This window comes from Rheinheimera sp. 4Y26, assembly GCF_025245835.1.
Classification (GTDB): Bacteria; Pseudomonadota; Gammaproteobacteria; order Enterobacterales; family Alteromonadaceae; genus Pararheinheimera.
In genome coordinates this window covers 18,985-35,001 of the sequence record NZ_JAOBWS010000009.1, presented here as the reverse complement: position 1 = coordinate 35,001, position 16,017 = coordinate 18,985, and the positions used below count along the sequence as shown (strand labels likewise).

The 16,017-nt window shown below is 48.3% G+C and carries 12 protein-coding genes; 9 read left to right on the top strand and 3 right to left on the bottom strand.

All coding sequences use genetic code 11. The features are described from left to right. The first annotated feature begins 363 nt into the window (after positions 1-363). The 9 genes from sbnA (at position 364) to N3Z11_RS12250 (ending at position 12,976) form a co-directional block, all read left to right on the top strand. A complete protein-coding gene (gene sbnA, locus N3Z11_RS12290; RefSeq protein WP_260657479.1) occupies positions 364-1,374 on the top strand; it encodes a 2,3-diaminopropionate biosynthesis protein SbnA in 1,011 nt (336 codons plus the stop codon). A gap of 34 nt (positions 1,375-1,408) precedes the next feature. Beyond that, a complete protein-coding gene (sbnB, locus tag N3Z11_RS12285; protein WP_260657478.1) occupies positions 1,409-2,422 on the top strand; it encodes a 2,3-diaminopropionate biosynthesis protein SbnB in 1,014 nt (337 codons plus the stop codon). Between the two features lie 14 nt (positions 2,423-2,436). Further along, complete coding sequence (locus N3Z11_RS12280; protein WP_260657477.1) at positions 2,437-4,131, top strand: IucA/IucC family protein; 1,695 nt, start codon at positions 2,437-2,439, stop codon at positions 4,129-4,131. Next, positions 4,121-5,299, top strand: coding sequence for an MFS transporter (locus N3Z11_RS12275; protein ID WP_260657476.1), 1,179 nt, complete (start codon positions 4,121-4,123; stop codon positions 5,297-5,299). The genes N3Z11_RS12280 and N3Z11_RS12275 overlap by 11 nt, the downstream gene beginning before the upstream one ends. Next, positions 5,296-8,754 carry an IucA/IucC family siderophore biosynthesis protein gene (locus tag N3Z11_RS12270; RefSeq protein ID WP_260657475.1) on the top strand — a complete coding sequence of 1,153 codons (3,459 nt, stop codon included), beginning with the start codon at positions 5,296-5,298 and terminating at the stop codon, positions 8,752-8,754. Before N3Z11_RS12275 ends, N3Z11_RS12270 begins: the two co-directional genes overlap by 4 nt. Continuing rightward, on the top strand, positions 8,754-9,536 hold the full coding sequence (locus tag N3Z11_RS12265; RefSeq protein ID WP_260657474.1) for an HpcH/HpaI aldolase family protein: 783 nt from the start codon (positions 8,754-8,756) through the stop codon (positions 9,534-9,536). Before N3Z11_RS12270 ends, N3Z11_RS12265 begins: the two co-directional genes overlap by 1 nt. Then, positions 9,523-10,740, top strand: a complete 1,218-nt coding sequence (locus tag N3Z11_RS12260; RefSeq protein WP_260657473.1) for a type III PLP-dependent enzyme — start codon at positions 9,523-9,525, stop codon at positions 10,738-10,740. Before N3Z11_RS12265 ends, N3Z11_RS12260 begins: the two co-directional genes overlap by 14 nt. Beyond that, a complete protein-coding gene (locus tag N3Z11_RS12255) occupies positions 10,730-11,125 on the top strand; it encodes a ParB N-terminal domain-containing protein (RefSeq protein ID WP_260657472.1) in 396 nt (131 codons plus the stop codon). The genes N3Z11_RS12260 and N3Z11_RS12255 overlap by 11 nt, the downstream gene beginning before the upstream one ends. A gap of 1,086 nt (positions 11,126-12,211) precedes the next feature. Further along, on the top strand, positions 12,212-12,976 hold the full coding sequence (locus tag N3Z11_RS12250; RefSeq protein WP_260657471.1) for a 4'-phosphopantetheinyl transferase: 765 nt from the start codon (positions 12,212-12,214) through the stop codon (positions 12,974-12,976). Between the two features lie 394 nt (positions 12,977-13,370). Here the strand turns inward: N3Z11_RS12250 and N3Z11_RS12245 are convergent, their stop codons facing one another. The 3 genes from N3Z11_RS12245 to N3Z11_RS12235 are packed head-to-tail and all read right to left on the bottom strand — an operon-like array spanning position 13,371 to position 15,982. Beyond that, positions 13,371-13,904 carry a phosphatase PAP2 family protein gene (locus N3Z11_RS12245; RefSeq protein ID WP_260657470.1) on the bottom strand — a complete coding sequence of 178 codons (534 nt, stop codon included), beginning with the start codon at positions 13,902-13,904 and terminating at the stop codon, positions 13,371-13,373. A gap of 55 nt (positions 13,905-13,959) precedes the next feature. Next, positions 13,960-14,718 (bottom strand): hypothetical protein, encoded by a 759-nt coding sequence (locus N3Z11_RS12240; protein WP_260657469.1) that lies wholly within the window; start codon positions 14,716-14,718, stop codon positions 13,960-13,962. Positions 14,719-14,764: 46 nt separating this feature from the next. Next, positions 14,765-15,982: a hypothetical protein gene (locus N3Z11_RS12235; protein ID WP_260657468.1), complete on the bottom strand. Its 1,218-nt coding sequence runs from the start codon at positions 15,980-15,982 to the stop codon at positions 14,765-14,767. Between the last annotated feature and the right edge of the window lie 35 nt (positions 15,983-16,017).

Here is a 16,017-nt window from a genome sequence, read left to right as displayed (position 1 = left end):
CCCGCAAGCCGCAACAAGAAATGAGTGAAGTACTGTCGATAAAACCTGACCTTTCTCCTTAATGTAAGACCGTGACCTCACGGAAACTCAATTATCTTATTCCGATTAAAAGTTCTGCAACTATCATTCGACCTTCTACTGCAAGAATCGGCTAAAACAGCATATTGGCTTTTACGGTAATCGAAATTTATTTTTTCTTTAAATTCAATTTATTACAAATTTATCGTCTTTTGTTGAGAGCTTAACGGGTTTCGAATGTTAACAACGAGAGGGAAATTATCACAAATAAATGCAAATAATAATTGATCTCATTTGCATTTGGTGTAGGATCACTCAAGGATTTAACCGAAAAGGATATTTAGTATGTTGGCTGCAATTCATTCGAGTATTTTGTCGTGTATCGGCAACACCCCCATAGTGCGACTTAATCGACTCTTTGCGGATCACCCTCAAACCGTGTTAACGAAGCTGGAGATGCTGAATCCAGGTGGCAGTGTTAAAGACCGCCCGGCGCGTTTTATGCTTGAGCAGGGCATGGCGAGTGGCCGTATTCAAGCCGATAGCCACATTATTGAGAGTTCGTCGGGTAACCTCGCCATTGCGCTGGCAATGAGCTGTTTACAGCTGGGATTGTCTTTTACTGCTGTGGTTGACCCGAAAATTTCACCAACCAACTTGAAACTGCTGGAAATCTTTGGTGCTGAAATCGTTCAGGTCACGGAAAAAGACTGCAATAACGGCTACTTGCTGACCCGTATCAACACTGTGAATGCGCTGCTCAAGTCAGTGCCAAATGCGGTGTGGGTGAATCAATATGCGAACCCAGATAATTGGCGCAGCCATTATCATGGCGAAGCTGAAGAAATTCTTCAGCAGGTCCCAGGCAAAATTGACTATCTGGTGATTGGTGCAAGCACCTCTGGCACCTTAATGGGCATTTCGCGGCGTTTAAAAGAAGCCCACCCTGCGCTTAAAGTTATAGCCGTCGATATCCTTGGTTCAGTGTTGTTTGGTGGCCATTCTGCGCCGCGTGAGCTACCGGGAATTGGTGCAAGCCGGGTACCTGAGTTACTGAATGCCGACGAAGTCGATGAAGTTATTTATGTTGATGATTACGAATCCGCATTGGCGTGTCATCAACTGGTTAAACAGGAAAGTATTTTTGCCGGCGGTTCCAGTGGGTCCGCTATTGCTGCCATCAACAAGCTGCTACCCAGAATTCCGCCTCAAAGCACAGTGCTCACTCTTTTTGCCGACCGCGGTGACCGTTATCTCGACCTGGTCTACGACCAGACCTGGTTAGACATGGTCAAAGCCCGCCATGAAGCCCGGGTACAAGCCGAACAAACGCAGTTTATCGAAAAAATTGCCTGATCCTGCGCAGTAAAAAACATTTCAAGGAATAACTATGACTATCACAGCTGAACTTCGCTACCTGAGTCAATCCGACATTAAACAACTGGGTGGTGATCACAGCGCTGCTTTTATGAGTGCTATTGAAGAGGGGCTGCAACTGCATGCTAAACGTCAATTCGTCCAGCCGCTGAAACCTTATCTGAGGTGGCAGGAAGCGTCACATATTGCAGACCGGATCATCGCTATGCCCTGTTATTTGGGTGGTGAGAATCCGATTGCAGGCATCAAATGGATTGGTTCACGCCAGCATAACCCAGGCAAACATCAACTTCCGCGCGCCAGTGCCGTTATTGTACTGAATGACGCCGAAACCAATTATCCGGTGGCTGTGCTCGAAGCAAGTTTGATCAGCGCAATGCGCACTGCGGCCATTACTGGTATTGCCACCCGTTATCTGGCCAGGTCAGATTTTCGTGAGATAGGCATTATAGGCTGCGGTCCTATTGCACAAATGCAAGTGCAAACGCTGTTAGAGCAGTATTCACAGATATCTCATGTGCACCTCTATGATTTATTTCCCGCCGCTGCCGATAAGCTAATCAGTCAGTTTACGCCACAGTATCCTGAGGTTCAGTTTACCATTCAGCCCGATGCCGAAACTTTGGTGCGGCTTGCCGATGTACTTGTAACCTGCACAGTCTCAGATGCGCCATACATTCCTTTTGCCTGGTTAAAACGCGGTTGTTTTGTCTCGAATATTTCCATTATGGACATTCACAAAGATGTGTTCCTAAAAGCTGACAAAGTCATTGTCGATGACTGGGAGCAGTGCAACCGTGAGAAAAAAGTCATCAATCAATTAGTTGAAGAAGGGCTGTTCAGCCGCGAGCAATTGCATGCAGAGCTGGGTGATATTGTCAGTGGCGCAATAACCGGTCGTGACAACAACGACGAAATTATTCTGCTGAATCCGATGGGTATGGCTATAGACGATATCGTTTGCGCGCGTTGGTTTTATCAGGCAGCACTGACGCACAATGTCGGTACCCGTTTGCCGCTGTTTTAAGCAAGGAGCACGATATGCACAGCTGGCAAACCGATCAGTTACACTCGCTGATAGCCGCTTTGTACCTGGAAAACTTCGCCGATTTTCGACGCTATTGTCATTTTAGCGACGATCAGTTGCGGATTGCTCTGGATGCGTCCCGCACTATACACCTGTCTGCCACCTGGCAGGCAGCTGCCATGCAGCCGGTAAACATAACCTCGGACATTGCCACCTTAACCGTGGAAGGTGGGGAAGACGCAAGTTTGATCGCACTGAGCGACGTTATGACAGTATTGACCAGCGCCGACTGGTGGCCAGTTGCCACGCGCTCCAAGGCGCTGCGTTTATGGCAAGATGCACTTCAAGGCAGAAGGGCCGTCGCAACATTCACGGTTGGCAATAAAACCACAGTAACGGCAACAACGCCTGAATGCAGCATGGAACGGCTGGCGATGCAAATTGATCGACCGCATCATCCGTTTGCTCATGCCAAAGGTAAACTTCTTCCGTTATTCACCCAACAAAGCAGCCAGGTGGACTGGTGGGCAGTGCCTTCAGAGCTGGTGTTCACCAAACAATCTTCTGCACCTGCAACTTTGTTATTGCCCCCAGCTGAACAGGCAAAGTTAACGGCGGCGCTTGAAGCCCGGCTTGCCCTGGTGCCAGGGGCTGAACCACAGGCTTATTTGGCTTTACCGGCACTGGAAAGCGAACGCCCGGTGTTAGCAGCACAAAAACAGCTTCTCCAGCTTGATTTTCAATCAACAGTACCAGCTGCCACCAGTTCACTGCGCAGCTTTTATTATGCAGAGCAACGTCATCTCAAATTTGCCACCAGCCAAGCTACCCTTGGTGCCAAACGGACTATGCCACCACGTTATTTGCACAACGGTGATGCCGCTTATGCGTTATTGCAACAAATATTAAATAACGATGTGAAGTTGCGAGATAGTCTGCAACTCTGTGACGAACGAAACTGGTGGGCCAGTGGAGCAGCAACAGAACTCATTGCTTGCCAGGGGGAACTTGCCGCTCAACTACGGGTATTTCCCGATACAGGGCGTGCAAGTTTAGCACGCTTTACCATGGCGGCTTTAAATCACCCGGATGCCTGGCAATGGTTGAATGCGCAGGGGTTTGCGGTTCATATATTATGGCTGGACTTATGTACGGCTTTTACCCAGCTGATGTTGAGGCTCTGGCATTATGGGGTATTGCCGGAATGCCACGGTCAGAATATTCAGATCTGGCTTGATGAACATCAGCAGTGGCGTTTTATTCTGCGCGACCACGACACTTTAAGAATTTGTCCCACACAGTTAAAGCACCAGCAGCTACCGGTGCCGGATTATCAAATCAACTGGCACAGCCCTAATACCTTAGTGCTGGCGGATCAAACCAAGCTGCTAAGTTATTTCACCACATTAGGTATTCAGGTCAATCTCTACCCTATTGCTTTAGCAATCAGCCGGGCAGGATTCGGCAATGAAACCTTGTTCTGGCAACATTTGTATCAGGTCATCAGTGACATCAGTTGCGCTTTACCTGACGCTGCGGCCCTGGAGATTAATGAGGCATTAGTTGCGGCCAGCCACTGGCCTTTTAAAGCAATTTTAACGCCATTACTTAACGCCGATGAACAGGTGACGGGCATGCCAAGTGCTATCACAGAGATAGCTAATCCATGGCAAAAGCAAACCAGGGCTGAGGCGCGGTATGCGTCGTAGCTTTTACCTTTTGTGCACTGTGCAGTTTCTCGCCACTTTTGCGTTGATGTTGCTTATTCCGGCGATGCCACTCTATCTACAGCAACTTAATCAGGGCGTGGCGCTGTCTGGCTTTTGGCCGGCAGCCGCTATTGCAGTGCCGGCAGTTGGTGCCTTGCTCAGTGCACCGCTGATTGGTAAAGGCTGTGACCTTTTGGGTCACAAACTGATGCTGATGATCACACAGGGCACCTTCGTACTGGCGTTATTCGCTATGGCCTTAGCCGACACTGTCCCCGGCTTTTTAGCCGCGAGACTGCTACTGGGTTTTGCCGGTATTTCGCTGGTTTTGACAGTGTTTTTCAGTCATGCCGGTTTTCGCAGTGAAGCGCTGCAACTGGCCAGTCAACAACGCGCTATTGCACTGGCGTGTTTGTCGGGTCCTTTGCTTGGGGGTTATGCACTGGATCAGTTTGGTATACAACAACTGTTGTTTTTTACCGCCTGCATCAGTGTGCTGATCTGGTGTTGTTCTGGCTGGTTAGTGCCAGGCAAGGTACATCAACTCCAGCACCAGGCGGAATCTTCACCAGCTTCCTCCTTATGGTCATTGCCGTTGTTGTGCTGGCTCTGTGCTGGCAGCGCAGCGCAGGCTGGCGCTTTTGCACTGGTGGTGGCTTTTGCACTTTATTGTCAGCCACTTTGGCAACACCTGGAATACAAGGCCACTTTAATTGGCGGACTACACGCCACTGCCTGGTTTGCCACTTTTGTGTGTGCAGGCTTTTGGGGTCAACACAACCAACATGGACGGCTTAGCCGCAATTATGCGCTTGCTGCCCTGGGCTGTGCTTTTGCACTGCTGGTTATGCCTTTTAGTACCCAACTCTGGTGGTTTGCGGCTGCCCGGTTGTTACAAGGTGCCTGCTTTTCTGCTTTACCGCAGACGCTCTTTTTACAAGTAGGACAACTCTGTCCGGCCGCAGAGCGCGGCGCGGCGCTTGGATTGGCGCGCAGCAGTCAGGTGACCGGACAGCTACTGGGGCCCTTGTCTGTGGCGTTTTGTTATGACGAGTTTGGCGCATCCTTCGTGCTGTGGCCTGTAGTGCTGTGGTTTCTGGTGGCAGCGTTTTGTGTTGTTTGTCCCACCCTTTTAAATTCAACCTACTTTAAAGCGATTTCAAAATGATCCTGACACCTTTACAGCAAAAGCTGGCTGAACAATATCTCAATACCTACCTGCGCGAACTGGAAATTGACCTGAGTGATTATCATCAGGGTGAACAGCTCTATTGTGTACCGCTTCGTGGCACTGAGACACAATGTCAGTTCCGTCTGAGCCACTTTTCAACCACAGGATATCACCGTTATCATTTTCCGCTGACGTTGATTGTGGCTCAGTCACATCAGCCACTGGCCGACGCCAGTGCTCTGGTGACTGTGCTTTGTCAGTCACTGGCGTCGCTCTCTGATGACAAAGCGGCTCTGAATTTGCTTGATAATATCCATAATAGCCTCAGCCACTGTGACTATTATTGTCAGGCACGTCAGGCGATGCCTTCAGATCGCACTATTGCCAATGACTTTATTGCCGCCGAGCAGGGTTTGCTGTTGGGACATCCCTTCCACGTAACTTCGAAGGCTATACAAGGTTTTAGCGAGGCTGATCTTAAGCGTTACAGCCCTGAACTTGGTGCAGCATTTAAATTGCATTATTTTGCTGTGGCGCCGGGGTTAATGTCGGAACGGCTGTTGCCCGGCTTCGCTCTGCCACAGGACTCAGACGCGCTGCACTCAGCACACACATTGCTGCCTGAGGAGTTTAAGCACTACAGGCTGCTGCCATGCCACCCGTGGCAAGCCAATATGCTGCTCGCCAAAGCTGAGCTTCAGCCGTATCTGCAACATGAGCAAATCCTGTCATTGGGCCCTTTAGGTGAAACCGTGTGGCCAACCTCATCGGTTCGTACAGTGTTTATGCCTAATCCCGGGCTTTTTATAAAATTGAGTCTGGATGTAAGGATCACCAATTTTATTCGCAACAACCCACCCGCTCACATTGCCAGAGCCATGGACGCCAGTGACTTTTTAACCTCAAATCAATTGTGTGACGCCATCCGGGGTTTATTAATTTTACCTGAGCTTGGTGCGCAGACATTAACCATAGATGGGCTCGAAGCCTCATTTGCAGTGTTATATCGCAAAGGACTAACTCCGGTTCAGGCACGTGATACCCGGGTGGTGGCAAGTCTGGTGGAAGAATGCCCACTCAGCGGCAAGCTGCCACTGGCAGAATTTATCGCCATGGCTGCTCAAAACCACGGCACAACTGCCAATAGTCATTTTGTGAAAGACTGGTGGCGTACCTATGTTGATGCGTCTTTACTGCCGGCATTAACGTTGTTTACCAAAACGGGCGTTAGCCTCGAGGCTCATCTGCAAAACAGCCTGATGTTGTTTGCCGGCGGCTGGCCTGAAACTTTAGTTGTACGTGACATGGAAGGAGCCAGTATTGCTCCACGTCCTCAGCTCAATGCGGGTTTTATGCTGGCCCCCGAAAGCCATGCCAGTTACAGCGACGCTGAGGCCTGGTTTCGCTTCCAGTATTATGTGGTCGTGAATCATCTGGCTCATGTGTTAAGTGCAATTGCCCGTCATTTTCCGGTCAGCGAAGACGCACTTTGGCAGGTATGCCGCGATGCGTTAAGTAACTCAGATGTTGAGTTGCACCCTTATTGCCAGCAATTGCAAAGTGCCCTATCGCTGCCCGCAAAAGGCAATTTGTTAAGCACCTTACAGGCATGTGGTGAGTCTCCGGTGTGGGTGAGTATCAAAAATCCTTTGGCGGGCCGGAAAATTCCGGAGCAAAAGCACACAGCAGCTGCGCGCGATCGCAGTGAACAGCGGGTCATATTGCAGCTACTCGAAGCGCTCTGTTACGAGCATGTGTTGCCGCTGCACTGGCACGGCAGTGTTGTTCATGTGGTTATCCACGCTAAGTTGAGTTATCAGTTTAAAGCGCAGTACAGTGCCCATTTTAATCGTCTGCGCATTGATGCCTCTACCTTGTTGCGGGTCAGTGATAGCCGTTATGAACAAGCTTCACTGCTCACTTTGCTTGCTGATCTTAATATGCTGAATCTGGCCAAACCTGAGGCCTGGCAGCGTTTTAGCGATGAAATGTGGCAGACCATGATGAAACATGCTCAGGTTCTTGAAAACGAACCAAAAGTGCCATTACGCGAATTGTCGTACACGGCATTGGAAGCCAGAATTAATAATGGTCATTTGTACCACCCAAGCTTTAAATCCCGCTTAGGCTTTACCTTGGCAGACAATCAGCGTTATGGCCCTGAGCTGGCAAAGCCGTTTTGTTTACAGTGGTTGGCCGTGCATAAAAGTGTCGCGCACTTTTATGTTATGGCGCCTTTTAACGCTGAGAGGTTACTTGCAGCCAGTTTTTCAATGGCCCATCAGGCAGCCTTGCAGGTCGAACTCAGCAGTCTTGGTCTGAGTTTGGAGCATTGTTATCTGCTGCCGGTGCATCCATGGCAATGGCAACATATTGGCCTTTTGTATTTTCCGCAGCCCGGGATTTATCCATTACAGTTTGAAGGTCCCGAATATCTGCCGCAACAATCAATACGCACTTTAAGCCAGCATGAGCAACACACCGCACTGTCGGTCAAACTGTCGCTCAGTATTACGAATACCTCAACGTCCCGCGTGCTGGCACCCCATACAGTGGCCAACGCCAGTGCCATCAGCTGTTGGCTGAGCGACTGTGTAGCTGACGACAAAGCGTGGCGACTGGTTAAAAAGCCAATGTTGCTACGTGAAGTCGCAGGACTCAGTGTGCCAGGCGATAGCGGTTTAGCTGCACAATATGGTGCTCTAGCCTGTATCTGGCGCGACAGTGTTGAGCATTATCTTCAGCCAGGACAACGCGCCGTGCCAGTGACTGCCCTGATGCAAACTGACCATGATGGTCAAGCCGTCATCGCGCCCTGGGTTGCCAAACATGGTCTGTACCAATGGTTAGAGCATTTAATTGATGTTGCTTATCTGCCTGTAATGCACATGTTGTGGCACCACGGTTTGGCGATGGAGTCGCACGCCCAGAATATGGTACTGATCCTCGAAGACGATTTACCTGTGGGGGTTGCACTCAAAGATTTTCATGACGGTGTACGTTACAACCCGGCCTGGCTGGCAAAGCCGGATTTATTGCCGGATTTAACCGATGCTCCTGCGACACACGCCGCAGTCAATCCAAACTCGTTTTTGGTTACTACAGATGCCAATGAGCTGCGCGATTTTACCCAGGATGCACTGTGTTTTGTCAATTTAGGCGAACTTGGCTGGTTTTTTGAGCAGCAGTTTAGTCTGGCCGGTAAACTATTCTGGCAGCTGGTAGCAAAACGGGTGATGCACTATCAGCAGGCCCATCCGGAGCTTGCTGCCCGCTTTAGTTTGTTTGACTTTTTTGCCCCACAAATTGCAGTAGAGCAGCTGGCCAGCCGACGCTTCTTAACCGAGCAGCGTTTACGTGTTATGGCCGTGGATAACCCACTCTATATTGCCAAAAAGGCCCTTATAGTGTTGAAACCCAGCCACCAGCGTATCGCGCAGGATGTCAGCTGATGGAACAGAGCTCGCTGAAACACAAGTTACGCGGCGGGACGCCGACATTTGCACTCTTCAGTGCAATTGGCAATGCCGTGGCCCTCGAGCAACTGGCGTTGGCTGGTTATGATTATGTCATTCTGGACACCGAACATACCCTGTTAAGCTCTGGGGAACTCGAGCATCTGCTGTTGGCAGCACGCGCCGCCAACCTTGCGGTATTGGTAAGGATTGCTGCACAACGTTATGACTGGATAGCACCGCTTTTGGACGCGGGTGCCAATGGCATAGTTGCAGCTAACGTCAAAACCGCTGCTCAGGCACAGGCTCTTGTGGCCGCCAGTTATTACCACCCCCTCGGTCGTCGAGGCCTGAACAGCACCCGTTTTAACGCTTACGCCACCACAGATCTGGCCAGCAGCAATCAGGCGGCTAATCAGCATACTGTCGTTATCGCCATGATTGAAAGCCTTGAAGGACTGGCCAATGCTGACGCAATTTCGGCGGTGACAGGGATTGATGCTGTATTGGAAGGCGCCGCTGATCTTGCTCAGGATTTTGGTTTCCCCTGGCAAACCCAACACCCAGAAGTCAAAGCTGCACTGCTGCATTTACAAGCAGCTTGCCACAAACAGGGTTGTGGTTTTATTGCCATTCCCAGACAGCTCAGTGACCTCAAGGCCTGGCGCAAGCGCGAGGTGGTGCATTTTGTTATCGGCGACGACCGCAGCATTATGCGCCGCGCACATCAGCAGCATTTACAACAACATTTAACGGAGCTCCAGTATGACAGTGAATAATGCTTTGATCCGCGACTACATTGACCGGCAGAACAATGAATTGTCTGCTTTTATTTATGATTTAGATTACCTTGAACAGCATATTCGCCAGCTGCAGCAACAGTTGCCAGCACAAGTGGATTGTTATTATGCCATTAAAGCCAACAACGATGCGGCTATCCTCCAAACGCTGCTGCCGCATGTTTATGGTTTTGAGGTTGCGTCCATAGGCGAAATCGAAAAAGTCCGGGCTATCAGCGACAGCGTTCCTGTCGCTTTTGGCGGGCCCGGCAAAACCCTGAGTGAGTTGCGCCGTGCACTTGAGCTCAACGTTACTTTTTATCATCTTGAGAGTGCGCTGCAACTGGACCGTCTGAACAACTTAGCGATGGAGCTGGGTAAGACAGTATGCTGCCTGCTGCGGGTTAATCCGCATTTTGCCTTGCCAAAAGCAACGTTACAAATGGCCGGACAGGCCACTCAGTTTGGCATTGACGAGCAGCAATTGCTGCAGTTGCTGCCGCGGCTGGCCGAATATCCAGCGCTTGAGATTGTCGGTTTTCACTTCCATTGTTTGTCCAATAATCTGGATGCTGGCACTCATGCCGGGTTGGTTCGCCATTATCTGGCCGCAGCAAGCCAGTGGGCCAGCCAGTTTTCACTAAAGCTCAGTGTTGTGAATGTTGGTGGTGGTATTGGGGTGGCTTATCAAGCTGAGCCACAATTTGACTTTGCCCGGTATTGCCAGCAACTGACTCAGCTCTGTCACGAATATCCGCAACTTCGTATTGCGACCGAATGTGGCCGCTACATAACCGCACAGTGTGGGGTGTACCTCACCGAAGTGACGGATATCAAATGTAACCATGGCGAGTATTTCGCCATTTTAAGAGGGGGAAACCACCATTTCCGTCTGCCTTCGTCATGGCAACATAATCATCCCTTTACCATTTTTGCCCGTGATAGCTGGCCGCATTCTTATCCTCGGCCCGAAATTAATGGCAAAACAGTCACTTTATGTGGGGAACTCTGTACCCCAAAAGACGTGCTTGCCAAACAGGTCACAGTATCGCAGTTGCGTGCTGGTGATGTAATTGTGTTTAACAAAGCGGGGGCCTATGGCTGGCACATCTCTCACCATGATTTTCTCAGCCACCCACACCCGCAGCGCATGTACATCAAAGCACAGCAATTCATCACAACCGAGGTGTCCTATGCCGCTTGATAAAACTTTAAGCTTTCTCTGCCCAAACACACTAAAGCCTAATGAGGAGATCATCCCCGAGCGCGCTGTCTGGCTACTTGAAAAAATTCAGGCCGAGCAGCTATGGCGTGTGCCCATTACTGTAGACAGCCGCAGTATGTCGATTATGGATGGCCATCATCGTTATACAGTGGCAATGCAGTTGGGCCTGAAAAAAGTCCCATGCTTGCTGCTGCCCTATGAGGAAGTGGAGTTCTGGAGTACTCACCCTGATCTGGAGCTGACACCACAAATGGTGGTGGAGTTCGCGAATGCTGGCGTACGTTTACCACCCAAAAGCACCCGCCATCAATTTAAGACGCCATTGCCGGATTGCAACGTGTCCCTTAAATTGCTGCGATACTAACAATAATTGCCATGCAGAAAATTGAGCTTGTGTTTTAAAAGCAGGCAAAAGAAATGCTCCGGCTATTAAGCGCACACTCTCTGCTAGGATATTTGGTGGCCACAGTGTTGGGATGAACTGATTTATACCCTTCCATCCTGATAGCTGAAGTTTTGCAGTAAACCAGTGCAACATAATAAAATTCTTGTCTATTTTAGACAGACCTTTCAGCAGAGATTGGAGCGTAAAATGGTACCGGAGATGAGGGTATATAATTCAAAATCTTATGTTGAGTGGCTCTGGTGAGCGTAAGCTATTGTACATAATAAAACGGTAGGGATTAGTTGGTTTAAACAAAAAAATAACATATACCGTTGTTGTTTAAAATCATCGATTTAGGTTGTGTTTGTTGTGCGGCTACAATGCATTAAGGTAATTTATAACGTAAAACCGTGTTGAACCCTGATAGGTGATACTTTTTAATGGGTGAGGCCTGAAAAGTGGCCGAAACCCAGTACTGGCGAGGCTTCTAACGTTATATTCTTCGGAAAAGTTTGTACTACCCTTTTGACCCCCAGCTTTTATAATCTATAACGTATAAGCTTAAAAATTAACGCAGGTAAGTAATCAATTCAGATACTTACCTGCGTTTTTTGTTGGTAAAGAGTAGAAAGCTAATCCGCCCTTCTCAAACGTCAAAAGCTGCATTTTCCTGTGCCTTAAAGGCAGTCAATTTTTATAAACACAGCAAGATCCAATCTAAAGGTTGGCTCAGCGATGCCTGCAAATAAACATATCCGGATAACGTTTAAGGCGAATAGCGGTTATGCCTTGGTTTTGCAGTGTTTTGTCATATCCTGAAAATTTGGCAACTGATGTTGTCGCGAGCTGTCCTGGTGTTAAAAAGCAGTAGTTTATAAATTGATTTTACTTTTTAGCTACATTAAGGTTGGTGCAGTAAATACAAATCATTGATAAATTTTATTAAAGTTGTCTGTCATGCCATGCCCGCCATTTCGATTTTTGTCTGAGTTGTCAGCAAGCGGTGCTCAGGTATCCTGCCTCAGCGAGATCCAATTGTTCTGCGACAACAGTCAGCAGCTGTTGTTGGCCCGCTGTCGTTTTTTGCCGGCCGCTTTCCGGCAAGCTGATTATGCCGGGCTGATGATAGAGTTGCCTTCAGACATTGCAGCTGCAGTGCCAAAAAGACAGCTTGAGTACCTTGCTGGTCGTTATCTGAGCCGGCTTCTGTTGCAGCAAAGTGGATTATTTCAACCCTTACCCCCAGAGCTTGGGGTGAGTCTGATGCGCGCACCTGCCTGGCCTTTGGGAGTGACAGGCTCTATCACACATCACCAGAGTCACGCCTGTACTGTGTTACTGACCAGGCCACTGGCCGCTGATAATTTTATTGGCGTTGATACAGAGCTTTGGCTTAGTCCACAACAGGCCCATGACATTGCAACATCGATACACAGCCCCGCCGAGCAGGACATGCTGTTGCGTGCAGGTTTTACCGCAGCGCAGGCCACAACGCTGCTCTTTTCTGCTAAAGAAGCGCTGTTTAAAGCCATTTGTCCTTTTGTTGGTGAGTATTTTGGTTTTGATGCTGCTGAGCTAAAGGCTTGCTCGCAATTTGCCGCCGTCGGTTCCTGCAGTACAGAGGATGGCTGGTTGGAACTGCAGTTAACCAGCGAATGGGTCGCTGCCAGATCACCACAACGGACTTTTCGCTGCTGGTTTAGTTGTAGTCAACTGGATGTGCTCACGCTGGTGTGCAGTGATGCTCTGACAGCCAGGTGGCTGAATCGCGGTTTATCAGATGTTGCTGCACCGGTAACAATGTCAGGCCTTAACAATGTATCTGAGTGATAAGCATACATGAATTGTAAATATGGTAATTGTTATAAAACATATTTCAGACATGAAAATACATATAGTATTGTGGGTGTGAAATAATCTGAAATAGTATTCGAAAATAAATGCTTCGATTGCACTTTAATTGAATATAAAAAATATTTTTGAGTGTATTTTGCATGTGTGGCGGTTGTTTTTACTCCCCTGAAAATCAACAATTATTAATTTGCTGGTTTCTTATGTTGTGAGCTTGATTCTTTCTCGCTTTTATTTATATGGTTTTTGTAGATGTAATATAGTTAACTATATTGTTTGTGATTAATTTTTGTTCATCTTTGCATCTGTTGTGAAAATTAAGTATTCATCTAATTTTCAATATCTTACGTTCTTGTTTGGTGCAAATTTGAAGTCATAACACCATAGCTGCTACTGAAGCGCCCAGCGCGGCTCCGGCAACAGTATCAGATGGAAAATGCACACCTAATATGATTCTTGAAAGCCCGACCCAGACTGCCCAAAGATATAAAATAGCCATCAATGATGGATACCAGATACCAATAGTGCCGGCGATCAAAAATGCTGCTGAGGTGTGGCCGGAAGGGAAACTAAATTTATCCTGTGGAATAATGCTACTGCAGAATCCATCAATACAGTCCGCTGGCCTGTTTCTTTTAAATAAATTTTTTGATGTAAAGTAAATGATTCTCTCTATTATAAATGCCAGAGAAACCAGATTAAACAATTCATATTGACTGCTATACAACAGGTAAATGCCAAGTAATACATAAAAATATCCATCGGCTGAGAAAGATATATACCGGCAATACCTGGTGATGAGGCTATGGCTTTTGAACTGCTGTATTTTCGCGAGCAAATGAAGGTCCAGCCGATGGATGGCCTTCACAGTTTTCGCCAGCACATTTTCTTGATATACGTAGCTCACAAGCTTGTGTCTCCTGGATCGGGGTCATGTTCCTGAAGCGTGTTCAGAAAAAAGACTAATCTCTTCCAACCTGAAACTTAATGCCCAGATAACAATCCTGGATATTATTAAACATGGTATTGCAGAACACTTTATAGGCATGCTCGGTCAGTTTTGTTTTCAGCCAGGTCCATTTATCCAGTCGCAGCAGCGCCATCAGTGGCGGAATTGGAAAGTTCTGACACGCGAGGAAACTGACGCTTGTTTTGGAACCATCACCGACACGCCGGAACGCTAAGTAGCCATCGTCGCAGACAGCGGATCCGTTCGGACTATGCACTGTATACATCCAGACACGCTGTTCATTTTCGCTGTAGTCCAGTTGCTCAAGTTTGTAGACGTCGAGATTGCCCTTTCCCATAAAGGCGGCGTAATTCGGCTGGGGCAATGCGACAATACGCACAACCTGGTGCAATGGCCGGCCCTGTTGGTCTGTCCGGACAACATGGGTATCAGTACTGACCGAATCCCGGTAGAACTCTCCGGCATGGCAAACACTGACCTTCCTGATAAATTCGTCATAAGGAACATCAAATTCACGTTCACCGTAAAAATAAACGGTGTCCTGATGGTGTATCCAACGCATGCCGGATTTGGTGGCGGGCAGTGCCAATAGTTGCTGTTCAATGTTGCGTAAGGTCGGAATGATATAGCCGAAGTCTTCGCTCTGATATGAACGAATATCAATGGACATGGGTTGCCGTTTGCGCTTAATCGTTTGTTTTGCAAAAAAGATTTGCGGCGCTTTAACGACGTTCAGAATGATATCTCGCATTTATATTGACCTTGTTGTAAGCAACACACCGGAATTTACACACTTTTTAATTTTTCGGACTGAGCAAAACGCTGTGGTGAAAACCAAGTCTTGGGTCACTCCACCAGTGCAAGCTCTTATCATACTTTTGCAGTGAAGGCATTTTGACGGTCAGTTTCACGGTGTTTTCCGGATAGTTGTAAATAGTTATCGAATTCAGACCGCGGTTTGCGGTAAACAACATGGTCTGGTCTTCTGATAACTGACAACCATAGACTGAGTCTAAAAATGCGCCGCGCGATACCAGAATGGCTCTCAGGTGGTGATGCCCATGGGTGATAAGCGAGCCTCTGGACATTGAGTCGAGGATAGTCCGCAGTCTTTGCCGGGTTGCTCCCAGACGGGCAATCAGACAGGGTTTAGCGTCCAGCAGCCGGTAAGATGACAGATTTTTTCTGTCGATCATCATGATAGTGCCACTTGCTCCGTTACAATAAATGAGCTCCTGATCCGACAGGCAGACATCAGAATTGACATGAGCATGGGTATCCTGCCCCGTCGCCCAATGCCTGACCACAGTACCTGCAACAGCATCAATCTCATATGCATATTCTTTAAACTGAGCAATTGCCCATTCATGATAGTTGCCGCCATCCTGCGGCAGGACCCGGAAAGACAAGGCATAAAACAGGTCTTCTACCGGGTCGCAGACCACATGCCAGCAGGTGGTTGGCAGTACTAATCTTCTGACGGTTCGGGTTTCCATATCGTAGATACCCACTTCACAACCTTCTCCCTGCACCGGGTGGTCCATGCCGCCATAAACCAGATAACGGCCAGACGCCGTCATTTTCAGCGCATGAGGCACTTTCAAGCCGTGATCACACAAGCGTTCTGGCTGATCCGGATTATTCAGATCAAATTTCCAGAGGCCATCTCCGATGGTCACAATCACTTCAGTGTTGTTCAACCAGACCGCGTGTGTACTGCCTTTGATTGACGAATCAGTAGACTCAAATCTCAGGGTGGAGATCCTGCTGATCTCCTGCAATGTGGCGGTGTCGTAAAACATCAGGTGCTGAGCAGTACTCCCCAGAAAACCAGTTTTCCGATCCGGACTGATACTGAGCGCATGCCCGCCAGCCATGCCATCATAAAATTTGATATCAAAATTGTGCTCATTCGTCTGAGGGTCGTAGCGGAACACACAGACTCCCGCCCTGCCTTCCAGGCCATTGAGGCCGTTACCATCTAAAGCAATATGAAACTCGTACGGAAATGTCATGTGCCCAAACGTCCTAATCTTCTTTATTCCAGTGA